Origin of the sequence: Flavihumibacter profundi (assembly GCF_020076305.1) — a bacterium.
Taxonomy (GTDB): Bacteria; Bacteroidota; Bacteroidia; order Chitinophagales; family Chitinophagaceae; genus Flavihumibacter; species Flavihumibacter profundi.
Map to the genome: position 1 here is coordinate 852,751 of NZ_JAIQXE010000001.1, position 26,081 is coordinate 878,831.

General features: G+C 41.8%; 19 protein-coding genes and 2 tRNA genes. 5 read left to right on the plus strand and 16 right to left on the minus strand.

From position 1 onward, the window contains the following. Positions 1-4: 4 nt before the first annotated feature. Complete coding sequence (locus LAQ65_RS03555) at positions 5-1,045, plus strand: proline iminopeptidase-family hydrolase (RefSeq protein ID WP_224115562.1); 1,041 nt, start codon at positions 5-7, stop codon at positions 1,043-1,045. Positions 1,046-1,061: 16 nt separating this feature from the next. Here LAQ65_RS03555 and LAQ65_RS03560 read toward each other — a convergent pair whose 3' ends face one another. Both LAQ65_RS03560 and LAQ65_RS03565 read right to left on the minus strand, forming a co-directional pair. After that, positions 1,062-2,240 carry a sialidase family protein gene (locus LAQ65_RS03560; RefSeq protein WP_224115563.1) on the minus strand — a complete coding sequence of 393 codons (1,179 nt, stop codon included), beginning with the start codon at positions 2,238-2,240 and terminating at the stop codon, positions 1,062-1,064. A gap of 28 nt (positions 2,241-2,268) precedes the next feature. Then, entirely contained in the window at positions 2,269-3,510 is a 1,242-nt protein-coding gene (locus LAQ65_RS03565) for a DEAD/DEAH box helicase (RefSeq protein WP_224115564.1), read from the minus strand. Positions 3,511-3,562: 52 nt separating this feature from the next. Here LAQ65_RS03565 and LAQ65_RS03570 point away from each other — a divergent pair, with 52 nt between their 5' ends. Further along, entirely contained in the window at positions 3,563-4,885 is a 1,323-nt protein-coding gene (locus LAQ65_RS03570; RefSeq protein ID WP_224115565.1) for an MATE family efflux transporter, read from the plus strand. Between the two features lie 26 nt (positions 4,886-4,911). Here the strand turns inward: LAQ65_RS03570 and LAQ65_RS03575 are convergent, their stop codons facing one another. The 6 genes from LAQ65_RS03575 to LAQ65_RS03600 all read right to left on the minus strand — a co-directional run bounded on the left by LAQ65_RS03575 (position 4,912) and on the right by LAQ65_RS03600 (position 10,433). After that, complete coding sequence (locus tag LAQ65_RS03575; protein ID WP_224115566.1) at positions 4,912-5,937, minus strand: AI-2E family transporter; 1,026 nt, start codon at positions 5,935-5,937, stop codon at positions 4,912-4,914. Between the two features lie 25 nt (positions 5,938-5,962). Further along, complete coding sequence (locus LAQ65_RS03580; RefSeq protein WP_224115567.1) at positions 5,963-7,033, minus strand: dipeptidase; 1,071 nt, start codon at positions 7,031-7,033, stop codon at positions 5,963-5,965. 9 nt (positions 7,034-7,042) lie between these two features. Beyond that, positions 7,043-7,513 (minus strand): RidA family protein, encoded by a 471-nt coding sequence (locus LAQ65_RS03585; protein ID WP_224115568.1) that lies wholly within the window; start codon positions 7,511-7,513, stop codon positions 7,043-7,045. 195 nt (positions 7,514-7,708) lie between these two features. Continuing rightward, positions 7,709-7,779, minus strand: a tRNA-Cys gene (locus LAQ65_RS03590). Continuing rightward, on the minus strand, positions 7,754-8,995 hold the full coding sequence (locus tag LAQ65_RS03595) for a sterol desaturase family protein (protein WP_224115569.1): 1,242 nt from the start codon (positions 8,993-8,995) through the stop codon (positions 7,754-7,756). Before LAQ65_RS03595 ends, LAQ65_RS03590 begins: the two co-directional genes overlap by 26 nt. 397 nt (positions 8,996-9,392) lie before the next feature. Continuing rightward, a complete protein-coding gene (locus tag LAQ65_RS03600) occupies positions 9,393-10,433 on the minus strand; it encodes a nucleoside hydrolase (protein ID WP_224115570.1) in 1,041 nt (346 codons plus the stop codon). Positions 10,434-10,598: 165 nt separating this feature from the next. Here LAQ65_RS03600 and LAQ65_RS03605 point away from each other — a divergent pair, with 165 nt between their 5' ends. After that, positions 10,599-11,495 (plus strand): PIG-L deacetylase family protein, encoded by an 897-nt coding sequence (locus LAQ65_RS03605; protein WP_224115571.1) that lies wholly within the window; start codon positions 10,599-10,601, stop codon positions 11,493-11,495. Between the two features lie 27 nt (positions 11,496-11,522). Here the strand turns inward: LAQ65_RS03605 and LAQ65_RS03610 are convergent. The 6 genes from LAQ65_RS03610 to LAQ65_RS03635 form a co-directional block, all read right to left on the minus strand. Continuing rightward, positions 11,523-11,596, minus strand: a tRNA-Pro gene (locus tag LAQ65_RS03610). Positions 11,597-11,657: 61 nt separating this feature from the next. Beyond that, positions 11,658-12,674 carry a dipeptide epimerase gene (locus tag LAQ65_RS03615; RefSeq protein WP_224115572.1) on the minus strand — a complete coding sequence of 339 codons (1,017 nt, stop codon included), beginning with the start codon at positions 12,672-12,674 and terminating at the stop codon, positions 11,658-11,660. Between the two features lie 13 nt (positions 12,675-12,687). Then, a complete protein-coding gene (locus LAQ65_RS03620) occupies positions 12,688-15,378 on the minus strand; it encodes a 4-alpha-glucanotransferase (RefSeq protein ID WP_224115573.1) in 2,691 nt (896 codons plus the stop codon). Positions 15,379-15,519: 141 nt separating this feature from the next. Further along, positions 15,520-15,675 (minus strand): hypothetical protein, encoded by a 156-nt coding sequence (locus LAQ65_RS03625; protein ID WP_162836158.1) that lies wholly within the window; start codon positions 15,673-15,675, stop codon positions 15,520-15,522. Positions 15,676-15,781: 106 nt separating this feature from the next. Further along, entirely contained in the window at positions 15,782-17,683 is a 1,902-nt protein-coding gene (dnaK, locus tag LAQ65_RS03630; protein ID WP_224115574.1) for a molecular chaperone DnaK, read from the minus strand. 165 nt (positions 17,684-17,848) lie between these two features. After that, positions 17,849-18,340 (minus strand): GtrA family protein, encoded by a 492-nt coding sequence (locus tag LAQ65_RS03635; protein WP_224115575.1) that lies wholly within the window; start codon positions 18,338-18,340, stop codon positions 17,849-17,851. A 47-nt stretch (positions 18,341-18,387) separates the two neighbouring features. Between LAQ65_RS03635 and argS the strand changes: the two genes are divergently transcribed. Further along, positions 18,388-20,166 (plus strand): arginine--tRNA ligase, encoded by a 1,779-nt coding sequence (gene argS, locus LAQ65_RS03640; protein ID WP_224115576.1) that lies wholly within the window; start codon positions 18,388-18,390, stop codon positions 20,164-20,166. Positions 20,167-20,189: 23 nt separating this feature from the next. Here the strand turns inward: argS and LAQ65_RS03645 are convergent, their stop codons facing one another. Further along, positions 20,190-21,215, minus strand: a complete 1,026-nt coding sequence (locus tag LAQ65_RS03645) for a tetratricopeptide repeat protein (RefSeq protein ID WP_224115577.1) — start codon at positions 21,213-21,215, stop codon at positions 20,190-20,192. A gap of 37 nt (positions 21,216-21,252) precedes the next feature. Further along, positions 21,253-23,205, minus strand: coding sequence for a 1,4-alpha-glucan branching protein GlgB (gene glgB, locus LAQ65_RS03650; RefSeq protein ID WP_224115578.1), 1,953 nt, complete (start codon positions 23,203-23,205; stop codon positions 21,253-21,255). A 108-nt stretch (positions 23,206-23,313) separates the two neighbouring features. Here glgB and LAQ65_RS03655 point away from each other — a divergent pair, with 108 nt between their 5' ends. Continuing rightward, on the plus strand, positions 23,314-26,079 hold the full coding sequence (locus tag LAQ65_RS03655; protein WP_224115579.1) for an outer membrane beta-barrel family protein: 2,766 nt from the start codon (positions 23,314-23,316) through the stop codon (positions 26,077-26,079). Positions 26,080-26,081 lie beyond the last annotated feature (2 nt).

A 26,081-nucleotide genomic window follows, 5' to 3' on the forward strand; every position in this document is an offset into this window, starting at 1 on the left:
TCATATGAAGTTTAGGAATATTTACGCTGCCTTACTTATCTTTTCTTCGTGGATTTTTTGTTCCTCTTGTAAACAGAATGAAGAAACGACCCAAGAGCAAAAGATTGTAAAAGATTATTTCACATCCCCCGAAACCGGGATTAAAACCGGTGGGGTTAAAATGGTTTCCATCCAAACACCAAAAGGGAAATTCAAAGTATGGACCAAGCAGTTTGGAAACAATCCAAAAATCCGGATGCTTTTATTGAATGGTGGCCCAGGTGCAACCCATGAATATTTCGAATGCTTCGAAAACTTCCTTCCTTCCGAAGGGATAGAATTCATTTATTATGACCAACTAGGTTGTGGAAACTCCGATAATCCCAATGATACTTCCATGTGGGACCTGCCCCGTTATGTGGAAGAAGTTGAACAGGTAAGGCAGGCGTTGGGATTGAATAAAGATAATTTCTTCCTGCTGGGTCATTCCTGGGGAGGAATACTGGCTTTGGAATATGCCTTAAAATATCAGGACCAGATGAAAGGGCTGATAATTTCCAACATGATGTCCAGTTGTCCGGATTACGGTAAATATGCTGAAAATGTGCTTGCCAGACAATTCGACCAAAAGGTCCTGGATACCATTAGGCAGATAGAGGCTAAAAAAGATTTCAGCAATCCTAAATACATGGAATTGCTGATGCCCAATTTTTATGAAAAACATATTTGCCGTATTCCTTTGGCGCAGTGGCCGGAGCCGGTGAGCCGTTCCTTGGGGAAAACAAACCAGTCCCTCTATGTTACAATGCAGGGCCCCAGTGAGTTTGGCATATCCGGAAAATTGGAACATTGGGACCGGAAAGCAGACCTGCCTAAATTAAAAGTACCTACACTTACTATTGGCGGCAAATACGATACTATGGATCCTGAACATATGAAATGGATGTCAACCCAAGTTCAAAATGGGACTTATTTATTTTGCGAAAATGGCAGTCACATGAGTATGTATGATGACCAGGAAACCTATATGAAAGGATTGATCAGATTCCTGAAAACAGTGAATTGAAAATTCCAGTTTAGAATTACCATTTTACCACTGTAAAAACAATTCTCGAATAATTCATTTGCTCATACAAAATGCCAATTTTTTTTCTGCTTAAAATAACCATATCGGAATAGGCGACGTGGTCGCTATTGCTGGTATTATTACCCTTATCGATAACCATACTTTTATTCCAGTTTTTTCCTTCATCGTAACTAATCCTTAAGGTTAGGTTATCCCGGAACAGGGTGTCGGCTGCATTGCAAAACGCGATAATATTCCTGTGTTTCCTGTAACGTAGTGTTAAGATACTGCCTTGGCAGACCGGGTCAGGAAGCTGATAATCAAAAAAAGTGGTGTCCCAGCTTTGCCCCCCATTACTACTGATACTTACTAACCTTGCCCGGGTTTCACCTTTCTGGTTACGAGTGTTCACCATCAGTCGGTTGCCTGATAATTCTGCAGCCATTGATTCATTTCCACCTGGTACGGGAATCACATCACTTAAATGAAATGTTTTTGTATGGTCATCGGTATAAAATCCATGTGCTTTATAATCACTGAAATCTGGCAGTGGATTTCCTGCTGAATGATTACCCGCCACATAAATTCTACCCTTGTAAATACCGGTCTTCAATTGAATCGCATGTCCGGGTGTGTTGGCGTAACTTCTCCAATCATCAGGAAATGTATAGGACTGATTAATTTCCGGTTTATTAGGGCGATGTGTTGAAGCGGTTATATTTGTGGGGGGCGACCAGGTTAGTCCACCATCTGTTGAACTGATAAACCAGGATTCACGAAGCCCATTTCCTTTTCTGACTTCTCCTTCGAGGTTATTGCCACTGTTGTAAAAAAGGAATACTCTTCCATTTGGATAAGAGGGATCAGTCATATCCAAAACAGGTGCCGGATTGCCAGCCTGCAAATTTCCAAAATCCACAATAGTTTGAAGCGGGGTCCAGGTTTGCCCCTTATTATTGCTTTTTTTCAAAACGATATTAATATCGCCAAAATCATCCACACCCTCAACCCTTCCTTCACAAAACGCCAAAAGCTTGCCATCAGGCAGACTTATGATTGCCGGAATACGGTAACTTTTGTATCCCTCTGTTCCTGCAATAAAAACAGGGATAACTTCCTTCTGGGCTAAGGAAAAAAATGAGAACAGGAGGAATAATACACCAAACCCGATTCTTTTTGTGCAGTTAGATTCCATATTAAATATCGACTCCTTTACCGTAAGCCTATTTCTTTTTCTTTTTCCTTGCATTTGCAACAGCTTTTTTGTCATCTTCCAGCAACTGTCGCCAGTTGTCGTGGGGAACTTCTTCTGAAAAGCCTATAGTTTCACGGTATGCATCTTTATTGATTGTCATTTCCCTGATATCTTTACCGATATACTGCTGTATTTTTTCAAGAACCGGTTTTTCTTCCGTACTGCAAAAAGAAACTGCCTGGCCTTTATGAATACCTCGCCCGGTGCGGCCCACGCGGTGTACATAATTTTCAGGAAGATCGGGCAAATCATAATTTACCACATAATCAACATTCGGGATATCAATACCTCGGGCATTCACATCGGTTGTTATCAGCATTTTTACTTCACCTTCCTTAAACTTGTCCATTACCTGAAGCCGATCGTCCTGCTCCTTTCCACTATGCATAGTTATTGCAGTTATACCTACCCGTTGCATAGCCTGCATAACCCGTTCTGCCCGTACCTTGGTTCTCACAAAAACGAGAATTTTTTTATCGGGTAATTCTTTTACAAGCCGTTCCAGGAAAAACCTTTTATCATCCATTTCCACATAAGCTACAGCATGGCTCACATTTTTTGATACCGGATCCTGTGGCGATACTTGTATCCGGATTGGATTCCTGACCAGTGCATATGCAAGGTCTTTGATCTTTTCATCGATTGTTGCTGAGAAAAATAAAGTTTGATGTTCCCTTGGTAATAGCCTTTTTACATCCCTGATATCCCTGTTAAAACCAAGATCCAGCATATGATCGGCTTCATCAAGTACTAATATGCGCACTGTACTCAGGTCAATAAACTTTTGGTTGATCAGGTCAAACATTCTACCGGGAGTTGCAATCAGTATGTCCACTCCCCTTTTCAACTGCCTGGTCTGCTCTTCCTGGTCCACACCTCCAAATAAACCCAGTATATTGAGATCAGTATATTGGCCAATTTGTTCAAAAACAGTTGCTATCTGTATTGCCAGTTCCCTCGTGGGCACCATTACAAGGCATCGAAGTTGGTGGCTTACCCTACGGTTTAACTGTTTTTGTTGCAACAGATGCAATACAGGAATGGCAAATGCTGCGGTTTTACCTGTTCCTGTTTGGGCGATGGCTAATACATCTTCTCCCTTAAGAATGGAAGGAATTGCCTTGAACTGGATATCTGTCGGCCGTTTAAATCCCAGTTCGGCTAAACTCTCTTTGATATCAGGAGAAATATTGTATTGTTCGAATTTCATGCCCCTAAAGGTAGATTTTTTTACATTTGCCGTCTTTTAAACCATCAGGATCATGTTGCGCAGAGAAGCATACAGCACTTTACAACTTGCTTTGCCGATTATTATCGGCGAGCTGGCGCAAATGGCCTTACATATTATTGATGCGGCCATGGTGGGTGCAATAAGCTATAAACAACTTGCTGCCTCAGCACTTGTGCTGAATGCCATGAATATCCCATTTGTTTTAGGCATTGGTATGACCATATCTGTATCCCAAATGGTTTCCATGGCTCATGGCCGCAAGGAGGTACTGCTGGTGTCCCATTACTTATTCAACGGGTTTCTACTTTGCACAATAACTGCCGTGTTGATTTTCGCACTTCTTTTCATTTTCCAACCCTTACTATTTCACCTGGGACAGGATCCTGAAGTTGTTCGTTTAGCCATGCCCTTTATGCGTTTGATGTCCTTTTCTATTATACCCATGCTGTTGTTTATGACCTTAAAACAGTTTACAGACGGACTGGAGTTTACCAAAACGGCCATGCTGCTTTCACTTTCAGGAATGCCAATAAACATCCTGCTAAACTGGTTACTAATTTATGGCAACTGGGGTTTTCCTCGACTGGAACTGGCCGGTGCGGGCTGGGCAACGCTCATAACCAGGAGTATGTTATTTATAGTTCTTGGTATTATTATATGGAAGCATTCTACTTTTCGCATATACATCGCAGCAAGAAAAAGCCAGTGGATACTGAATAAAAAGACCCTTAAGGATTTGCTTCACATAGGGATTCCCAGCAGTTTACAAATTGGCATGGAGGCCGGTGCATTCGCAGTATCCGGAATCCTGATTGGGACATTCGGCGCGGTACCGCAGGCAGCCCACCAGATCGCATTGAGTTGTGCAGCATTCACCTTTATGGTGTCAATGGGATTAGCCCAGGCTGGTTCTATCAGGGTGAGTAATGCTTTCGGGAGAAATGACTGGACAAAAATATCAGTTATCGGCAGAAGTACCTTGCTAACTGCACTTGTTTATGGAATTTTCTGCGCAGTTTCTTTTGCTTTATTTCGTAACCAGCTTCCCTTATTTTTTAATAGTAATTATGATGTAATTCACCTTGCGGCTATGCTCCTGCTCTATGCAGCCGTATTCCAGATATCAGACGCCACTCAGGCCATTGGCGCTGGCTTATTGCGTGGCATTAAAGACGTAAGAGTTCCTACCGTTCTTGTTGGTATTGCATATTGGGTGGTTGGACTGCCACTGGGTTGTGTCCTGGGCTTTGTTTTTGGAATGGGCGCAAAAGGAATGTGGTTAGGATTTATTGCCGGGTTAACGCTTGCATCGGCTTTCCTGATCAGCCGTTTTTTGAAAATGAGCCGTAAATAAGTACAGCCCACCAAAAGGGATCCGGTTCATTTATTGGAAATATCTTCAGCCTGGGTGAATTCATTTCGGTATATAGTAAATAATACCCCAATATAACTTACCAGCAATGGGCCAAAAATGATTCCTATAAAACCGAAAAGACTTAACCCGGAAATTACGCCAATAATTGTAACTACCGGATGCACATTACCAATAGTTTTTAGCAGCGTCATTCTCGCCACAGAGTCAATATTTCCAGTAATGATAAGACTATAGAGCATAATAGCTGTGGCTTGCCAGTGTTGACCAATGGCATAAAGATAGATTACGATCGGAACCCAAATAATCATTGTACCTACTATTGGGAAAAACGCGAAAAGTCCGGTGAGTAAACCCCAAATCAGGAAGTCCGGCAGGTGGAAAATATAATAACCTATCGTAGCAATGATACCCTGTATGATGGAAATTAACGGTATACCAAGTGCATTGGCTTTGATGTTTTTTTTAGTTTCAGTTACCAGCGTGTGGATGTTTTTTTCTTTTAGAGGCGTTATATGGTAAAAATAGTATTCAATAGTTTTCCCGTTTAACAACATATAATAAAGCAGGAAAAGCATCAGTACAAGGTTAAACAGCAGGTTTGTGGTGCTGTTAATAAGTCCGGGTATAGTTGCAGATAATTTACCAAAAAATGTATTAAGTGCAGTTGGGGATAGTAAATCGAGTCCCCACCTTTCCTGGATAATGGTTAACAGGTTTTTCGCAGGGTCAATAAATTTATCGGGGTGGCTTAAGTATTCATTAACGCGCGGGCTGAGTAATAATATTATAATGTAAAAAGGAACACCTAGAATTACCAGGTAAAAAAAAAGAAATAAACCAGCTGTCCAACCTTTGCGCCATTTCCTTTGATATACCAGATGGAAATATTTTTCCCGGCTAAGTATATATAAAGTTATTGTACCTAAAATGCCCGGAATAAATGCATTCAGCGAAATGAAAAGCACTGCAATAAGTGACAGGATTATTCCCAGCAGTAATAATTGTCTAAGGTGTTGGTTAAATTCTCTCATGAAAAAAATTGGCCGGTGTCAATTATTATTTCCAGGTTTCCCGCAGGAAACGGATCCAGTTACCATGCATAATATTTTCAATTTCCAGTTGTCCGTACCCCCTCTTTTTAAGTAGTGTTATAAAGATTTGAAGGTCGGCAATACTGTTAAGGTCATATGGGGCTTGTTCCTTTCCATATCCGCCATCAAGGTCTGATCCCATTCCAACGTGAAGGCAATTTCCTGCAAGCTGGCAAATATGATCAATATGGTCCACTAAGACTTCCATTTTACATTGCATCGATACTGGCTCAGAAACACCTCTGATCCAATCAGGTACCATCATCCAGGCATCGAGCACTCCTCCTATAACTGCATCTCTTTCGATCAATGCCCTGATCTGGTCGTCACTGAATTGTCGATTATGGTTAACAAGACTTCGGCAATTATTATGGCTCGCCCAAACCCTTCCATTAAAATGATCCAGCGCTTCCCAGAAACTGTCATCACACAAATGCGTTGCATCTAAGATAATATTCAATCGCTCCATTTCCTTTAGGAGGTCCTGGCCTGCAGCACCCATAAACCCAGTAGCATCAGTTCCCTGTGCATAACGACCGGGACCATAATGCGCCGGACCGATTGCTCTTAGTCCGTAGGAATATGCTTTTTCGACGTAAGACAAATCGATGATCGAATCCGCTCCTTCCAGGCTCAGGATATAACCGATTGGTTTTTTTATGTTGTCTATTCCATTATTCCACAATTGCAGGTGTTTCTCAAGAGAGAGTTTGTCATATACCTGAACCATTTCCCCTGCTGCTTCCATTGTTTTGTACCATGCCAGTTGTCCCTGGGTCTGTGCCCAGGCTTGTTCAGGTGAATGCCAGCCTGGAAGAGGGTTCTCAGGTGAAACATACCTGGCAATCTGCGTAGCAACTACAAGGCCGATATTTCCTTTCCGGAGTTCGGGTAACGATACAACAGCATTACCCCTGTCGCGTTTGTCTGTCAGGCCTTTTTCCCTTTCATTGATGGTGGCAACCGGTAACTTCAGGTCGCGGTTCCATTCCATTGCATTCATGCTTAAGTCGAGGTGGGCATCAAATATAAACATATCATCAATTTAATATAATTCAAACAAGGCTTCAATTTCAACCGGAATATTTCCTGGAAGCGATCCCATGCCAACCGCGCTCCGGACACCAATGCCGTTATCGTCGCCCCAAACTTTGGCAAATAATTCACTACAGCCATTAATTACATATGGATGTTGTTCAAAATCGGAAGGACAGCTGACCATACCCAGCACTTTTATCACGCGTTTGATTTTATTCAGGCTGCCCAGGTTATTTTTTAATGTAGATAAAATAGTTAATCCAACCTGTAATGCAGCGATTTTACCTTCTTCGACTGTTAGCGTATCGCCTACCCTTCCTTTTATCATGCTGCTGTCAATATTCACAGGACCGTGACCGGAAACATACACATACTTGCCATCTACCAGGAAAGGTTTATAAACTCCCATTGGCGTGGGTGCAGGAGGAAGCTGGTAACCCAATTCTATTAACTGTTGGTCTGCATTATTATTTTCCATTCACGATTTTTTGGGGAAGTTAGGCAAAATGACACTACAATTGATACCTCTGGCAATTACTATGATATGTGAATTGGCAACAAAAGAATCCATGCTTGAAAAATCTGCAGGAGATAAACCGGTTACAGTTTTGACCTAAGTAAAAAGGGCAGCATAGAAATGCCGCCCGTCAACGATTGCATGCTACAAGTAAAGACATCCCGGAAGGATTCGAACCATCGTAAAAGGTTTTGCAGACCTTTACCTAACCACTCGGCCACGAGATGAAAAATTTGTATACCCTAATAAATACCTTTTGTATTGCTGATATATGGACCGGTAAAATATTATACCTGTTCCAAATGCAAAAAAATAGGTATATAGTAAAGTTGTAGATGGCATCATTTTATAAGTAAGTGCCCCAATCAAAATAATTCGTAGTAATTCAAGGTAAAATACCCAGGTTTTTCTTTCCAGCATCGCTCCGGTATATATTACACTAACTAATATAAAAAGGGCTACCAGCAAAAATACAATCGGGCTTATATAGGCCTTAAAAAGAAGGACGATAAATAGAATTACCATGGTGAATGCTGTTTGCACGCCAATGAACAATTGAAGGGATTTTGAAATTGCCACAGCGTGGTTCCTGCTCAATAATTTATATTCCAGACATGTTCTGATCCTGGGATCAAGGTGATCAGGTTTGCCAAAAATTACTTTCAATTTATTTTTCCAACCAATGGCCCTTTTGCAGGCGACAAAAATTTCCAGCATGAAATGAAAATGTTGCCAAAGAAAACTATAGCTTTTAAGAGGGCTGGTTAAGCCATACACAGGTTTTTCCCTTTCCATTGCAAATGTGCCAAAAAGCTTATCCCATATGATCAGTACATCACCATAATTCTTATCCAGATATTCTGGATTACTACTATGGTGTACCCTATGATGGGAGGGTGTGACTAAAAATTTTTCCAACCAGCCCAGTTTGCCAACAAGTTGCGTATGGGTAAAGAATGGATATGCACCATGAACCATAAGCAAAACTGTGATAAGTGCCGGTGAAAACCCAGCCAGGGGAAGGATACACCAGAATAAGCCTCTTGCAATTGCCTGGAAAATAGTTATTCTCACGGAAGTGGTATAATTGAAATCTTCACTTTGGTGGTGAACAACATGGGCACTCCAAAACAGGTTTATAGTATGTCCAAATCGATGATACCAATACCAGATAAAATCTGTCAAAAGAAAAAGAACTATCCAGGTCAGGAAATTCTGCGGCATTTTATAGATTGCCAGATGCTGGTAAATCCAATTGAAAATAACGTAAAAAAATCCGGCAACATAAATGTCAGTAAGCCTTTCAGCTATACCAACATTGATATTTGCAACTGACTCCCCGAAATGGTGAAGGCTCTCCTTTCTTTTTTGCCCCAACATGAATTCCAGCCAAATCAGTCCGGCAAAAACCGGTACTACAAATGCAATCCAATTTATTTGCATTAAACTACTGATTTAAAGGTTACCAATTAGGCTTTATTATCTGCTTTTCTGTCAGGTTGCCAATGGACTAAAAAATGAATCATATCTGAATATGAGAGAATCATACAGCGATTTGTTTGATAAAAATACATATTATTATTAGTCTACCAAAATTATAGACTTAATAATTAATAATTATCCTATCAACAATTCAAGCACTGATATTTTCTTCCTAAAAATGCTGTGTCTGACGATTGGTTAGTGGTAGCTATGCTACAAAAGTCTGTTGAAGGATTGGATATTAACTGCTCCCCTGCTATTTATTCTTTCAAAGGCGTGTAAAGTGTTAAATCCGGCTTGAAATGCATGAGATGTGAGGCTTAATACCGGCCATACCAAATGCATAAAATATTTATTTTCATTTGGCCGGTTGGTGCATAATCAGATCATCCAGTATTTTCTCTATTTGGGGGACAGGCATTTTTTGAATCAGGTAACTATCCCGTTTGCCATATTTATCCCATCCATTACTTCCATTGCTATTGCAAATTATTTTCCCATGAGCAACGTCAAAGTATTTTTTGTATCCTCTGACTGCAACCAGCACTGCAGTTTCATCCCAACTCATCCGGCCATCAGCATCATTTGGATCGAGGGGAATGCTTAAAGCAAATACATCCTTTACAGGTGAATGAATGAATTGACTATTCGCTATGGGAATTCCAGTGTGTATTCTGACGCCAATTTCAAAGCCACTGAAAATAATGGGTGTTGGCCAGTTATCGAATGCCAGCCTGGCACTTACGGCATCCATAACGACATTGAACTCTTTAAAACCTCCCATTTCGTTATCGAACCTACCGGCCATACAAACCAGTTGTATTACTTTTTTACCAACCAGGGTTTTGCCGTCAAGGGGTGAAAATTTATCTGGTTTTGATTGCAGAAGATTGGCCATGTTTGTAAGAAAACCTACTGTTACAATTGTTACAGTTTTGTCGGGCTGCCTTGCCAGAATCTTACGGTATAAAGCAGTTGCATCTTCAGCCTGGTCATTGGACAAAAGATCATGTGAATAATTTGCAACAATCAATGAGTCCCATTTTTGCGGCGCCACCATATTTACGGCATCGCTTCTTACAACCCCAACTGGTAAGTCGGGGCGATTGAAATAGGTGTTTATTACATCCAGGACGGATGCGATGCGCTGGTGCTTATTGCTAGCAATTGTAGCCAGTATTTTGCATTCGCCACTATCAGCCAATGCATGGAGAATCGCTAAAGCACCAACATCATCATAATCCGGACCAATATCTGTATCGAAAATAACGGCAACAGGTGTGCTTTTTTTACCAGACTGAGCTAATATTGATTTCGGAACCAATACCAGTAATAAAAAAGCAGCGAGGGAGATTAATACCAGCGTATGTTGTTTTTGGAACCGTTTTTTTTGCTGCATAATTTATCCTCGTTTTAATGTCCTAAACCAGGTAGCCCAAGCCAAACAGGAACCTGGAAATACAGTTAAATAAACAGATTTATTGGGATCGTTTAAAACTAAATTAAAATACTTAAATTGATAATACATTTTACATTCAACATTCACTCCATCTAAATAAAAAAAATGAAAAGAATTTTCTTCTTCTTTTTGCTTTTGGTAAATGCGCAATTTTATAGCAAGGCACAATCTGTTACTGGGCAATCCGGTAAAATCAGGGTGATCGTTTTTGGAGCGCACCCCGATGATTGCGATATAACAGCTGGCGGACTTGCTGCTCTGTATGTATCTATGGGACATGCCGTAAAATTTGTTTCGTTGACGAATGGGGATATGGGGCACCAAAAAATGGGGGGTGGAGAACTTGCTGCAAGACGTTTAAAGGAAACCCAGGAAGTTGCCCGGAGACTTGGGATTACCTATGAAGTACTGGATACCCATGATGGTGAATTATTGCCAACCCTTGAAAAACGTTTTGAAGTTATCCGTTGTATCAGGGAATGGAAAGCTGATATTGTGATTGCGCCACGTCCCAATGACTACCACCCCGATCATCGCTATACAGGAGTATTGGTTCAGGATGCTGCCTATATGGTTATTGTCCCGAATGTACTTAGCAGTGTACCACCTTTGCATGATAATCCGCTTTTTTTATACGTAAGCGACAGGTTTGAACGGCCGAATCCATTCCGACCGGATATTGCTGTAGACATCAGCTCCGTTTTTGCAAAGAAAATTGATGCCCTGGATGCCCATGTTTCACAGTTTTATGAATGGCTTCCCTGGACCGAACACGATACAACAGTTCCGGAAAATGCAGCTGACAGAAAAAAATGGCTGAACGATAAAATAACTTCCTGGAGTAAAATCAATCCACCTGTCCGAAAAACATTGGAAAAATGGTATGGTGCTGAACGTGGTGGTAAAATTGCAACTGCGGAAGCTTTCGAAATATGTGAGTATGGCATAAGTCCAACGGATGCTGATATACGCCGCTTATTTCCAATGTTGCCACGTAATTAAAGATTACAGGTTTACTGCTATTTTTTGTCGGGATGACTGGATTCGAACCAGCGGCCTCTTCGTCCCGAACGAAGCGCGCTACCGGGCTGCGCTACATCCCGAATGGACTCCCAATTAACACAGCAAATATAAAATCCGCAGCTATTTTTTCAAAAAGAAGCATCATAATTCATGTACAGAAATTCCTAATCCTGGTGCTTCAGGCAAAACCACTTTCCCAAAATTGTATTGTAATCCGGTGGCCAGGTCTTCTGCCAGCAGTAACGGACCATCCATATCCAGCCAATCGGCCAGCGGAGCCAGGTGCGCAAGCGCTGAAGAACCTATGGTTGATTCATTCATGCAACCCAGCATCACTTTCATTTTCCGGTTACGGGCATCCGAAATCATTCGTAAAGCGGGCGTTATTCCCGTGCATTTGGTAAGCTTAATATTAATGCCGTGGAAATGCCCTTCGCATTTTGACACATCGCTTTCAAATACACAACTTTCATCTGCAACTAAAGGTAACGGGGACCTTTCATACAACCATTGCATACCTGCCCAATCATCTTTGGCCAGGGGTTGCTCTACAAATTCCACATTCAACTTCGCGAAAGCCGTAATTTTCTCAAGAGCTTCTTCTTTTGACCATGCTGCATTTGCATCAATACGTAAGGGCGTATCCGTGTGTTTCCTGATTGCTTCCAGTATCTCAATGTCGCGATCAGTTCCCAGTTTGATCTTATAAATTGGCCAGGGGGTTTCCTGCATTTTCGCAATCATTTTTTCAGTACTGTCAATACCAATAGTATAATCCGTTAATGGCATTTTTTCTGGCTCAGCACCAAATAATTTATACAACGGCTGTCGTTTTATTTTTCCATAAATGTCCCATGCTGCTATGTCCAGCGCACAAACAAGAAAACCGTTATTTGGGAGTAAGTGGTGCAGGTAATGCCAATAACGGTCTGGCGTAGTAAATGCAAATTTCTCTACAAACATTTTTTTTGCAGTGAGTTCTGCCTGCATTTGTTCTGCCGGAATATTATAATAGCTGATGGATGGGGCCTCCCCATACCCTTTTATACCATTGAATTCGAGCTCCACCACAAAAGTGGGCTGGTGGGTTTTTGTACCTTTTGAAATAGTGAATGGATGTATAAAAGGCAACTCTTTAATGAATGATCTTACCTTCATAAAATTCTGCTCATCAGGCTCTGCCACTGGCCCTGATATATTCTTTCAGTTCGTGGTTAAATGATTTTTCTTTGCTCAGTTCCTCTAAAGTCATATGCATACGGTACCGCCAGTAATGCTTAGCGATGGAAGGGATATTAATGCGTTCATCTGCCGGATCGGGTCTCCTTATTTTTTCATCCATTCCCAGTAAATCCTGCAATTGGAAAATACTCCACATGGCAGGTGAATATAAATGTTGGATCACAATTGCTTTATTGATCCAGGCTTCGCATGATTGCGGGGCTTCTCCCCATTCACCCATTTCATTGTTGAAGAATCGCTGGGTTTTAGCCGGATCTTCTTCCCACCATCCCCTTATAGTACTCATGTCGTGCGTTGATGGTGTTACAACGGATAAATATGGTGCATCATTGGGATGGAAAAATTCTTGTTTCGGGTCCTTGGGCATTCGCTGGATTTCCAGGCTGAGGATGCCGAGTTGCTTCATTACATCGGGCACACAGCCTGGTACCATACCAAGGTCTTCGCCACAAATCAACATATTGGTGGATGCTTTTAGCGCAGGAAGTTTATGCATTGCTTCCTTCATCCAGAAGTCATCCTGGCGTCGATAGAAATAATTCAAATAAAGTTCTTTCAAGTCCTGCCTGGTATTCCATTCCAGGGCCTGGTAGGAACTTGTATTTTCCATTCCAAACCGGAAATGGAATTGTTTTCCGGTGGAACCTTCAGCTTCAAATAATATTATATTGGCATGAAGATCATAAAGTCCCTGCCTGATTGCATCGTTCTCTTCATTTTTTTCCTGGCGTGCAAACCAGGACTCAATTTTCCTTTGGGTATCAAATTCTTCCCTGAAAGTGAATTCACCAAATCCTGTGGCATCAAGGAAAGTGTTTTTTACTCCAAGGGAAAGGCTCTCAAAACGGTCCCAAAGAATCTGTTCTGTAATGTAAGGCCTGGTATACCGGTTAAAATTAAACCATGTATTCCTTTGGTGGAATTCATCAATATGAACAGGAATAGCAGGTACAAAATGGCCCATTATGCCTTCCACCGAATGCCATGGAATTGACCATATCCTGAAAAAGCCAAGAATATGGTCAATACGGAATGCATCGAAGTATTCGCTCATCTGGCTGAACCGTTGCTTCCACCAGGTAAAGCCATCCTCCTGCATTTTGTGCCAGTTATAGGTTGGGAAGCCCCAGTTTTGGCCTTTGATGGCAAAATCATCTGGCGGTGCCCCGGCCTGCTGGTCCATATTAAACAATTCCGGTGACATCCATGCATCACAACTAAACCGGTAAATGCCTATAGGTATATCGCCTTTTACAATGACACCTTGTTTATGTGCATATGCAGTGGCTTTCTTTAACTGCAAGTGAAGGTGGAATTGCATATAATAGTGAAAGCAGATCTGATCGTAATGTTTCAGGTCCGGTGACACAAACTTTTCAATAGCCGCAGCATCATATTTACTATGGTCTTTCCATTTTGTGAAATCTGCGGTGCCATGTTTGTCGCGCAGCAAGCAAAACGCTGCATATGGTACCAGCCAGTGCTTATTTTGTTCAAAGAAATCCAGGTAATCCTGGTCAATGATCCATGATTCTTTTTGTTGCTGGAATATTTCCTGCAATACTGCCAATTTAGTTTTCAATACTTCCTCATAATCTACACCTGGCAGTTCATTCAGTTCCTTCTGCTTTTTTTTCAGGGGTTTTACCAGGGCTGAGTGCTTTTTGCCCGCAACTTCTTCCAGGTTGATATAAATTGGATTCAGCGCAAAAGCAGAGATTGCTGAATACGGATAAGAATCAGTCCAGGTATGTGTTGCTGTCGTATCATTTATGGGTAATAACTGGATCAGCCGCATATTGACCGATTCTGCCCAGTCTGCTAATAACGGTAGGTCTGTAAACTCCCCTATTCCAAAGCTATTATTGCTGCGAAGGCTGAATACAGGTATTGCAACTCCAGCGCCTTTCCAGGTGTTATTGGGCAGGTGAGCGAATCCATCATGTATAATGGTTCTCTCGTGTTGGTAGGCATCCCCAAATAATGTGCGGTTTTCGCCAGTTTCAAATCGGACAAACTCCTTGGCTTTTACATTGAATACGCCATATTTGTAATGCAGGGGAAATCCTTCTTTGGGAAGGTCCAGGTTAGCAGTCCACCAATTACCTGCCAGGTGAAATAAAATGGGATTGTCTGTATTCCATTCCCCCAGCACCGGCCCGCTGCCAGCCATACAAATTACTTCATTTTTGTGTAGTAAAGGTGCTTTCACCCTGAACGTCTGAGTGCCGTTTTTGTTGTGTTTGTTTTTCTTTTTATCGTGCTTTGGCAATAATGTTTCTCTAAAAGGCGCAGTATAAAATGCATTTTCGTATTCGCCGGCAAAGTTCCAGGTATCAATTACCTGAATTTCATTGACGTCGTTATCTGAAAGGGAAATTATCCGGTCATTTCCCCATTCCTCAATAATTTTGCCATCAGGCATCTCTAACTGGTAGGAATACCTGCAAATGGGGTCATGGGCTGGATCAATTTCTACGCTTGCCTGCCAATACTCGTGGTTAAAGTAGGTCATCAAGAATGCCTGGCCATTGTCTTGGGTGAATGCTTTGAGGTTTCCGGTTATCTGGAGTCGCTGGCCGTATGCTGTATGAAACTTAAGGTAAAAGTGAATTTTCATTCAATTATTTTTTGTCGAATGGAATAAATAATTAAAAGTTTATGATTCGTGTATAAGATACACGATAAATGTAATATAATCGATATAAAAACAGACAGCCTCACCAGGGTGAGGCTGTCTTATAAAGATATGAAAACCGGATTAGATGATATCCATTGCCTTAACAAAACTGGTACAAACAAAAGGGATAATCATGGTTAGGTATTCCCAATGCAAAACGATTGCCGCAATTAACGCAGCGGTGGATACGAAGAAACCCAACCACCAAATACCGGTACTCTTTTTTTGTGTTTCCATGCGTTCAAAAAATTTGAAGCGAATTTAGTAAAATGCCCCGAATTAACGGGGCATTTTTTTTATTCTTGGTTCACGGTTCACAATTTACCGTTTACTGCTTACCAGATTATTTCACCTCCTCAAACTCTGCATCGGTAACATTTTCACCTGTTGCTCCTGCCTGTGCACCTGCTGGTCCGCCTGAACCAGGCTGGGCTTCACCTCCTTGTTGGGCTTTGTAAATCTCTTCAGAAGCGGCTGTCCAGGCAGTATTCATTTCAGTTACCGCAGCATCAATAGCAGCGATATCCTGTGTCTTATGCGCATCTTTAAGTTTTGCGAGTGCTGTTTCAATAGGCGCTTTCTTATCCGCAGGGATTTTTTCGCCAAACTCTTTCAGTTGCTTTTCAGTTTGGAAAATCAGGCTGTCGGCCTGGTTGATTTTCTCCACTTTTTCCCTGGCTTCCTTATCAGTTGATTCGTTGGCTTTTGCTTCAGCCTTCATTTTTTCAATCTCTTCTTTAGTTAGTCCGGAGCCTGCTTCAATCCTGATTTTCTGCTCCTTGCCTGTTCCTTTATCCTTGGCTGTTACATGTAAAATGCCATTGGCGTCGATATCGAAGATTACTTCAATTTGCGGCACACCCCGCGGAGCTGGCGGAATATCGTTCAGGTTGAACATACCCAGACTCTTATTTTGGGATGCCATCGGACGTTCACCCTGTAATACGTGTATCTGTACACCTGGCTGGTTATCGCTGGCAGTGGAAAAAGTTTCTGACTTCTTGGTTGGAATCGTTGTATTAGATTCTATCAAACGGGTCATTACGCCACCCATTGTTTCAATACCGAGGCTCAGCGGGGTAACATCTAGCAGCAATACATCCTTGACTTCGCCTGTTAAAACAGCTCCCTGGATACCGGCACCTACTGCCACAACTTCATCGGGATTAACCCCTTTATTGGGCTTTTTGCCAAAGAATTTCTCTACAATTTCCTGCACTTTTGGTATACGGGTTGAACCACCTACCAAAATCACTTCATCGATCTGGGAAATGTTCATTCCGGCATCTTTCAGGGCCTGCTCACAAGGCTTCAGGCAGCGCTCGAACAATTTGTCAGCGATCTGCTCAAATTTAGCACGGCTCAATTTCTTGACAAGGTGCTTAGGAACTCCATCAACTGCGGTTATATAGGGCAGGTTGATTTCTGTTTCAGATGAGGAAGATAATTCCACCTTGGCTTTTTCAGCTGCCTCTTTAAGGCGTTGCAGGGCCATGGGGTCTTTACGGAGGTCAACATTTTCCTCTTTTTTGAATTCATCTGCCAGCCAGTCCATGATCACTTTATCGAAATCATCACCACCAAGGTGGGTATCACCGTTAGTCGATTTAACTTCAAATACGCCATCACCCAATTCGAGAATGGAAATATCGAAAGTACCACCACCAAGGTCAAATACAGCAATCTTCTGGTCTTTGCCTTTTTTATCAAGTCCGTAAGCCAAGGCGGCAGCTGTTGGTTCATTTACTATCCTGCGAACATTCAGGCCTGCAATTTCCCCGGCTTCTTTCGTTGCCTGGCGCTGGGCATCATTAAAATATGCTGGCACAGTGATTACTGCATCGGTCACTTCCTGACCAAGGTAGTCTTCAGCTGTTTTTTTCATTTTCTGTAATACCATGGCACTGATTTCCTGTGGTGTATACAGGCGGCCATCGATGTCAATCCGTACTGTGTTATTATCACCCTTGGCAACTTTATAACTCCAATGGCTGATTTCTTCAGTAACCTCGTCAAAACGACGACCCATAAAGCGTTTTACAGAGGTAATGGTGTTTTGAGGGTTTGTGATAGCCTGACGCTTTGCCGGGTCACCAACTTTACGTTCTCCGTTTTTCAGGAAGGCTACCACAGAAGGGGTCGTACGGCGGCCCTCGTCATTGGCGATTACTACAGGTTCATTTCCTTCCATAACGGCCACACAACTGTTGGTAGTTCCGAGGTCTATACCAATAATCTTTCCCATATGATTAATTTTCCTTTTATAAATGAATTACTCTTTTGATTGTCAATAGATATGCCAATGACTTCGGAAGGTGAAAAAATGGCAGAAATGGCAGTTTTCATGGGTGCCGACTGACAAATTATTATTTTACCCGCCGGGTATTACCCGCCGGGTGGACAAAATGCCCTATGACTGCTCCCCTTTCCGGAAGGTGAATTTGCGCTGGGCCATATAGCTGAAAGCAACCACAATAAGGGTGGTTAGCATCTTCGCAACGGTGGGATAAATGCCAAAACGCTCTACAAAAAGTTTTATAAAAATGTAATTGAGCAATATGCAGACAATAACCATTAAAATATAACGAAACAGCTGGACCCTTCCTTTCAGGTCAGAATCATGGAAAACAACCGTACGCATCAGGAAAAATCCCGTTGGGAAACTAATGGTAAATGCCAGGATAAAAGCCATGATATGCGGACTTATGGCAATACTGCCAAAATGCACGACCTCTTTTTGTAAGATGAAATTGTAACTGATAAAATAAATAAATATATCGAGGAAGGTATTTCCTCCCCCGCAGGCGATATAGCGGAAGGTTTGTAACGGAATGAACCGCTTGAAGGGCGGGTAAAAAAAATCTATAACCTTGGTGATCGTGTTTACTAACCAGTTGGACATAGGCCTGCAAAGATATTCTTATTACTTTTGCAGCCCACAACGAATTTATGGCAATAACAGAACAGATACATCGCCTTGTTTCATCGGCTATCGCTGCTGGCTATCCAGGCCAGGCTGATCCCCAGGCATTCCAGATCAACCAGACCAAACCGGAATTTGAAGGAGATTATACGATTGTTTTATTTGGACTTATCAAATCATTGAAGGCTTCCCCGGAAGCACTCGGAAAAACCCTCGGCGACCACCTGGTGGCTAACAGCAATGGGTTTGTTACACGTTATAATATTATCAAAGGATTCCTGAACCTGGTGATTGCAGACCAGTTCTGGACAGGTTTCCTTGAAAAATCATACTCTGACAAGAACTTTGGCAAGTCACCCCGCAACGGGAAAAAAGTGATGGTGGAATATTCTTCTCCTAATACCAACAAACCCCTCCACCTGGGCCATTTGCGAAATAATTTCCTTGGCCGTAGTACCGCTGAAATTTTGCAGGCAAATGGTTTTGAAGTCATTAAAAGTTGCATTGTAAATGATCGGGGAATCCATATTTGTAAAAGTATGATTGCCTGGCAACGTTATGCTAACGGGGCTACACCCCAGTCAACCGGAAAAAAAGGGGATCATTTCGTAGGTGACTATTATGTACAATTCAACGATGCATTAAAAGCTGAAATTGAAAGCCTGGTTACTGGTGGCATGTCAAAAGAACAGGCCGAAAAAGAGGCTCCGATTATGAAAGCAGCGCAGCAGATGCTTGTTGACTGGGAGGCTGGAAAGCCCGAAATCATTGATCTCTGGAAAAAAATGAATAGCTGGGTTTATGCCGGTTTCACAGAAACCTATAACCGGATCGGAAGCGATTTCGATATTACCTACTATGAAAGCAATACCTACCTCCTGGGCAAAAAAACGGTACAGGCGGGATTGGAAAAAGGTGTGTTTTATAAAAAAGAAGATGGCAGTGTTTGGATCGACCTTACAGCCGACGGGCTGGATGAAAAGCTGGTACAACGGAAAGATGGCACCTCAGTTTACATGACCCAGGATATAGGCTTAGCACAACAGAAATACGAGGAATATAAAATTGACCAGAGCATTTATGTGGTCGGCGATGAACAAAATTACCATTTTAAGGTTTTGAAGCTGATTGCTGAGAAATTGGGGCTTCCCAAGGCTGATGGGATTTTCCATTTATCTTATGGAATGGTGGAACTGCCAACTGGAAAAATGAAAAGCCGTGAAGGCACTGTGGTTGATGCTGATGACCTGGTTGATGAAATGGTAAAAATTGCGGAGCACCATACACAGGAACTGGGAAAGGTTAAGGATTTCAGTCCGGCAGAATTAAAGGAATTGTATGATATAATTGGCCTTGGTGCTTTGAAATTTTACCTGCTTCGGGTAGACCCTAAGAAAAAAATGATTTTCAATCCGGAAGAATCAATCGATATCCACGGATATACGGGGCCTTTCATACAGTATACCCATGCGCGGATTAAATCGATACTTCGCAAAGAGCAACCTGGCAATGGTATTGATTTTTTTGCTGATAGTTTATTACCGCTGGAGAAGGCTTTGCTGGTAACACTGGAACAATACACTGAAATCATAGGCCAGTCTGCCGCAGAACACAATCCTTCAGCACTGGCTAATTATATATACAACCTGGCAAAAACATTTAATTCATTTTATACGGAACATTCAGTCAGTAAAGCGGAAACTCCCGGGAAAAAGGAATTGCGGTTAAGAATTGCCGTTATGACAGCCAATGTGATTGAGTCTGGTATGAATTTGCTGGGAATTAAAGTTCCTGAAAAAATGTAGGAACCATTTTGGTGAAAGCAGGTTTACAGCCCAAATTGCGACCGGTTATTTTTAAGGCTTGCCAGCGAAGGATCCATGGCAATAGCTTTATCGCATAAGGATTCCCCTTTTGAATTTTCTCCAGATTTAATATAGGCAATCCCAATCATAAAAATGGCCCTGGACTGGTTTTTATCGATAGTCAGCATTTTTTCCCAGTAATTAATGGCATCCTGCAATTTGCCCAACCTGTAACTGGCCTCCCCGCCCATGTAAAGCATTTCCAGGTCATCGGGCTTTGCAGCCAGAATTTCATTGGTCAGTTTAAGGCATTTGTCATAGGCTTTTGCCCCCATATAAGATATTACCATGCTGCCCATCACTTCCCTTGTTCTTGGATATCCTTTTCCAATTGCCTTTTCAAACCAAATAACGGCTTTCACTTCGTCAGGAATGGCAGAATATGTCATGGCAACTTCATACATCCATACTTCATTATCCGGTGCCAGGCGTAAGGCCCGCTCGTAAAATTCGGTGGCTTTGGGATATTGTCCCAGTTCAACATAACTGCGGGCCAGGGTAAATGCGGTCTCAGCATTTGAGCTGTCTTTCTTCCAGGCTTTTTCCAGGTATACAGCAGCACTGCCAAATTCCCCTGTTTCGTAATAAGATTTTCCAATTATCCAGTCATTGTTTGTGCCTGAGCTAAAAGTATTCGCCCGCTTGGCCATGTCAATTGCATCAGTCCATTGATGGGTAATGAAATTCATTTGGGCCAGTTGACCGACTGCAGCAGGATCATTTGGTGTTAATTCCAGTAATTTTTTAAAAGTTTCCCGGGCAATGGCGTAGTATTTAAGTTCACTGGCCGAATTTGCCATTCCCCTTAAAGCTACAGGATTTCTGGAGTCGAATGAAGTGGCTTGTTTATAGTATTGATAAGCTTGAAGTGTTTGTGCCGTTGAAATTGCTTCCTGCCCTTTTTTGAGGTAAAAATTCAAACTATCAGACTGTCCATGGCATATGGCAATAGAGATGAAACAAATCATTGTCATGACTAGCTTTGTCATAGAAACGGATTGAAATGATATAACCTGCCGTGGATGATTACCGCAGCACTATAGCCCCTAACGGCGGAAGGTGCAGGTTTATTTCAAATAAATCCCTTTTTTTATCCACCTCAGTAACTGGTATATCAGGATTGAAAACATCGCCGGTACCCCAATACTGCTTGCCATCACTGTTGAATATTTCTTTCCAAACAGCTTTACCATAGGAAGTGATTTTCCAGTCGCGACGCACTTCAGGGGTCATATTCAACACAATTAGCAGGTCATTCTCTGGATTTAAGCCTTTCCGGCGAAATACAATCACTGATTCTGCACGATGGTCGAGATCTACCCATTCAAATCCTTCTTTATCAAATTGTTTCTCATATAAAGCAGGCTCCCTGCGCAATAAAAGGCAAAGGTCACGCACGCAATCCTTCAGGCCGCGGTGTGATTCAAACTGCATCAGTTCCCAGGGTAATTCACTTTTATAATTCCATTCAACAGTCGATCCAAACTCATCACCCATAAAGAGAAGTTTTCCGCCAGGGTGGGCAAACATATAAGAATATAATAATCGCAGGTTGGCAAATTTCTGCCAATCGTCCCCAGGCATTTTATAGATCATCGGGCTTTTGCCATGCACCACTTCATCATGACTAAGGGGCATCATGAAATTTTCGTCATAATAATACATCATGCTGAAGGAAAGTGCATCTTGCGCGAATTGCCTGTAAATGGGGTCTTGTTTAAAATAGCGAAGCGTATCGTGCATCCAGCCCATCATCCATTTCATACCGAAACCCAGTCCGCCTTCGAATGTGGGTTTGGAAATTCCTGGCCAGTCAGTAGCTTCTTCGGCAATAGTTTGTACGTCTGGGAAATCACGGTAAATCGTTTCATTCAGGTCCTTAATAAAAGCAATAGCCTCAAGGTTACCGTCTCCGCCAAATTCATTGGGCTCCCATTGTCCTTCCGACCTTGAATAATTCAGTTTCAGCATGGAAGAAACAGCATCCACCCTGATGCCGTCTATATGGAATTGATCTAACCAAAACCTTGCACTACTTATAAGGAAAGATTTCACCTCTCCCCTTTTATAATTAAAAATATAAGAGTTCCAATCAGGATGATAACCCTTACGCATGTCCGCATATTCGTATGTATGCGTTCCATCAAACATATACAGTCCATGGGAATCATATGGGAAATGTGAAGGTACCCAATCAAGTATAACACCAATACCTGCTGCATGGAAAGCATCGACCATAGCTTTGAAATCCTGGGGCGACCCGAACCTTGATGTTGGTGCAAAATAGCCTGTGCCCTGGTAGCCCCAGCTACCATCGAAAGGATGTTCCATTACCGGCATGAGTTCAACATGTGTGAATCCCATTTCCTGGACATATGGCACGAGCCGGGCAGTAATTTCTTCGTATGAATTATATGTTTCTTCATCATTTTTATCAGGCCGCATCCAGCTTGCAAGGTGTACTTCATATACACTCCAGGGGGCATCCAGGGAATTGTGCTTTTTACGGGTTTCCATCCACTCCTTATCTTTCCAGTCATAATGAAGGTCCCAGGTTATGGAAGCAGTTAATGGCCTCTTCTCCCAGAAATTTGCAAAAGGATCGCCTTTATCCACCTCAATGCCCATAAAACCCTTGATATGGTATTTGTAAACCTCGCCTAAATTGAAGCCAGGTATAAACCCTTCCCAAATACCACTTTTATCCCAGCGGGGATATAATTCATAGTCAAAGTTTTTCCAGTCATTAAAGTTGCCTTTTACAGAAACACTTGTTGCATTAGGCGCCCATACAGCAAAATACATTCCCCATTTATCCAAAACCTTAATAGAATGTGAACCTAGTTTATTATATATACTATAGTGTGTACCCTGTTGATAATTTCGGATATCCTCATCTGTTAGTATGGAATAATTCCAGACTTTCTTGCTTGTATCGATAAAGTTATCTTGTTCGTAGGTTAAGTCCGTTATTGGCATATTAAATCTGTTGTCTTAAAATTAACGTTTTAACGATATATTAATGCATGAACTACCAGTTGTTCGAATATTTAATATCATTTTCGGCATTCGCTTCCAGAACCGATTATGAGAAAATTAAACTACCTTATCATGGGCCTGTTGCTGGCCGGTTCATTGCATGCACAAACTATTATTGTTAGCGGCCAGGTTGGCGATACGTCTGAAAGGAAGCCCCTCTTCAATGCAATTGTTTCAATATTAACCAGGGATTCTATACTGCTAAAATATACAAGGACTGATGCTTCCGGCCACTTCCAGCTAACTGTTAATACTACCAAGCCCTTACTGCTAATGGTTTCCTACCCGAAATTTGCTGATTTCCTCGATGAAATAAAACCTGATGGGAGCAGTTTGGATGTAGGTAAAATTAACCTTATTAAGAAATCGGTCCTGCTGGAAGAAGTAATTGTTTCCCAAAAAATCGGGGCGATAAGAATGCGTGGAGATACGCTGGAATTCAAGGCCGATAGCTTTGCAGTCCGGCAAGGCGCCAATGTTGAGGAATTACTGAAGAAATTACCCGGATTGCAGGTTAATAAAAAAGGAGAAATCACCGCCCAGGGCGAAAAAGTCCAGAAGGTACTGGTAGATGGGGAAGAGTTTTTCAGTGATGACCCTGCCGTGGTTACGCAAAATTTACGGGCGGATGCCATAGATAAAGTGCAGGTATTTGATAAGAAAAGCGACCAGGCGGCATTTACAGGGGTCGATGATGGCGAAAAACAGAAAACTATTAACCTGCAGATGAAGGAAGACCGTAAGAAAGGCTATTTTGGCAAAGCTAAAATTGCTGGCGGATTACCTGGATATTTTGAGAATGAAGCCATGGCCAACCTGTTCAAGGGCAAACGAAAAATTGCAGCCTATGGCACAATGGCAAATACTGGTAAAGCCGGGCTGGACTGGTCTGATAACAACAAATTCAGTGGAGGTGATAATGTGGAATTTAACGAGGAAGAAGGTTATTTCTATTCCTATAACGAAGGTGATGAGTTTAATACCTGGGGAGGGCGTTATAATGGTGAGGGTTTGCCAAAGGCCTGGACTGCAGGAGCCCACTACTCTAATAAATGGTTGGCTGACAAAAGAAACCTGAATGCCAACTACCAATATTATAAACAGGATATTTTAAATGAAGGCACTAATATCACTCAATATATTTTGCCAGATACCCTATACTTTTCCAATCAGTTGCGAAAAACCAATACGCTTAACGACCGGCACCAGTTTAATGGCTTTTATGACGTAAAACTGGATTCATTATCCAGCCTGAAAGTAACGGCAAATGGCAGCCTGGCAAGCGCCAGGAATGAATCCCAGTTTATTACCAAATCCTTAAATGAGGACGGGCAACCGGTAAATGGCCAGTTAAGAGACCTGTTTTCAACAGGCGAAAAGCAACAATCAAGTATATCCGCCATCTGGCGAAAGAAATTTGCCAGGAAAGGCCGTACAATTTCAATTGCCTTCGATCACAAGTACAGTAATAACCAGACGGATGGGCAATTAATGGCCATCAATAGTTATTACAACAGTGCCGGCCTTAATTTCAGGAACGATACGATAGACCAGAAAAAAGATAATTTCCAGCAAAGTAATATTTTTAACGGCAAGATTTCCTACACAGAACCTTTATCAAAGAAATGGTTTGTCGAAATAAATTACGGCTATAGAATTAACAATAGCAGCGCACTGAAAAGCTCCTATAACAAGGATCAAAATGGAAAATACCAGTCTTTGGATTCCATATACAGCAGTGATTATGCATATGATATTAATTCACAGAGTGGCGGCTTAAATTTCAGGTTTAACGGAGATAAAATTACCGCTTCCTTCGGTTCTAATTTATCCAACGCAAGCTATAAACAGACAGACCTTGAAAAGGATACAACCTACCGCTATAATTTTGTAAACCTGTTTCCAAAAGCAAACATCCGCTTTAAAATGGGCGCCCAAAGGGGATTAAGGTTCAGTTATAACGGAAGTACCAGGCAGCCTACACTGCAGCAAATACAGCCTATTGCAGAAAACACAGACCCCTTGAATATACAGGTGGGTAATCCAAACCTTAAGCAGGAATTCAGGCATAATTTCAATGCTTTTTTCAACGATTATAAAGTGCTGACCAGCCGGAATATTTATTTGAATGGCGGAATGGACCTGGTTGAAAATGCAATCAGTGGAAATGATTTTGTTGATTCCGTAGGAAGAAGGGTTTACCAGTTTGTTAATGTAAATGGAAACATTAATTACTTCCTGTATGGTGGCTATTGGTTCCAGTTGAAGAAGCTGAAAGTTAATATAAACTCCGGCCTGAATGCAAATGGTGGCAAGATCAATAATTTCATTAATGGAATTAAGAATACCAATACATACTATACCCTTGGTGGGAATTTAGGGGCTTACTATGATAAGGAAAAAAAGTTTTCAATGAATATCGAAACACGGCCATCATTTACCAATAGTAAATCATCTGTCCGGCCCGATATCATTACCAAATACTGGACTGTAGATAATGAGTTTTCCACAACTGTTCAGCTGCCCTATAAATTCGAAGTCAATTCTTCCTTAATGTATAACTGGCGTCAAAAAACTGATCTGTTTGGCAAGGATCGCAATATTTGGCTATGGAACGGCTGGCTGGGCAAAAAATTCTGGAAGAATGATGCCGGCGAACTTCGGTTTATCATGAACGATATATTAAACCAGAATGTTGGGTACCAGCGAAATGCTGCCAGCAATTTTGTTTCTGAAAATACCTACTTAACCTTAAAACGCTACTGGCTGCTGAGTTTTACCTGGAACTTCAGCAAGAACCCCGGTGCAAAATAGTG

Excerpts from the sequence above, each read along its gene's own strand:
- LAQ65_RS03560 (WP_224115563.1), bottom strand. The coding sequence starts at position 2,240 with ATGGAATCTAACTGCACAAAAAGAATCGGGTTTGGTGTATTATTCCTC.
- LAQ65_RS03565 (WP_224115564.1), bottom strand. The coding sequence starts at position 3,510 with ATGAAATTCGAACAATACAATATTTCTCCTGATATCAAAGAGAGTTTA.
- LAQ65_RS03600 (WP_224115570.1), bottom strand. The coding sequence starts at position 10,433 with ATGCAGCAAAAAAAACGGTTCCAAAAACAACATACGCTGGTATTAATC.
- LAQ65_RS03655 (WP_224115579.1), top strand. The coding sequence starts at position 23,314 with ATGAGAAAATTAAACTACCTTATCATGGGCCTGTTGCTGGCCGGTTCA.
- LAQ65_RS03580 (WP_224115567.1), bottom strand. The coding sequence starts at position 7,033 with ATGTTTATATTTGATGCCCACCTCGACTTAAGCATGAATGCAATGGAA.
- LAQ65_RS03620 (WP_224115573.1), bottom strand. The coding sequence starts at position 15,378 with ATGAAAATTCACTTTTACCTTAAGTTTCATACAGCATACGGCCAGCGA.
- LAQ65_RS03615 (WP_224115572.1), bottom strand. The coding sequence starts at position 12,674 with ATGAAGGTAAGATCATTCATTAAAGAGTTGCCTTTTATACATCCATTC.
- LAQ65_RS03605 (WP_224115571.1), top strand. The coding sequence starts at position 10,599 with ATGAAAAGAATTTTCTTCTTCTTTTTGCTTTTGGTAAATGCGCAATTT.
- LAQ65_RS03595 (WP_224115569.1), bottom strand. The coding sequence starts at position 8,995 with ATGCAAATAAATTGGATTGCATTTGTAGTACCGGTTTTTGCCGGACTG.
- LAQ65_RS03625 (WP_162836158.1), bottom strand. The coding sequence starts at position 15,675 with ATGGAAACACAAAAAAAGAGTACCGGTATTTGGTGGTTGGGTTTCTTC.
- LAQ65_RS03585 (WP_224115568.1), bottom strand. The coding sequence starts at position 7,513 with ATGGAAAATAATAATGCAGACCAACAGTTAATAGAATTGGGTTACCAG.
- LAQ65_RS03555 (WP_224115562.1), top strand. The coding sequence starts at position 5 with ATGAAGTTTAGGAATATTTACGCTGCCTTACTTATCTTTTCTTCGTGG.
- dnaK (WP_224115574.1), bottom strand. The coding sequence starts at position 17,683 with ATGGGAAAGATTATTGGTATAGACCTCGGAACTACCAACAGTTGTGTG.
- glgB (WP_224115578.1), bottom strand. The coding sequence starts at position 23,205 with ATGCCAATAACGGACTTAACCTACGAACAAGATAACTTTATCGATACA.
- LAQ65_RS03570 (WP_224115565.1), top strand. The coding sequence starts at position 3,563 with ATGTTGCGCAGAGAAGCATACAGCACTTTACAACTTGCTTTGCCGATT.
- argS (WP_224115576.1), top strand. The coding sequence starts at position 18,388 with ATGGCAATAACAGAACAGATACATCGCCTTGTTTCATCGGCTATCGCT.
- LAQ65_RS03635 (WP_224115575.1), bottom strand. The coding sequence starts at position 18,340 with ATGTCCAACTGGTTAGTAAACACGATCACCAAGGTTATAGATTTTTTT.
- LAQ65_RS03575 (WP_224115566.1), bottom strand. The coding sequence starts at position 5,937 with ATGAGAGAATTTAACCAACACCTTAGACAATTATTACTGCTGGGAATA.
- LAQ65_RS03645 (WP_224115577.1), bottom strand. The coding sequence starts at position 21,215 with ATGACAAAGCTAGTCATGACAATGATTTGTTTCATCTCTATTGCCATA.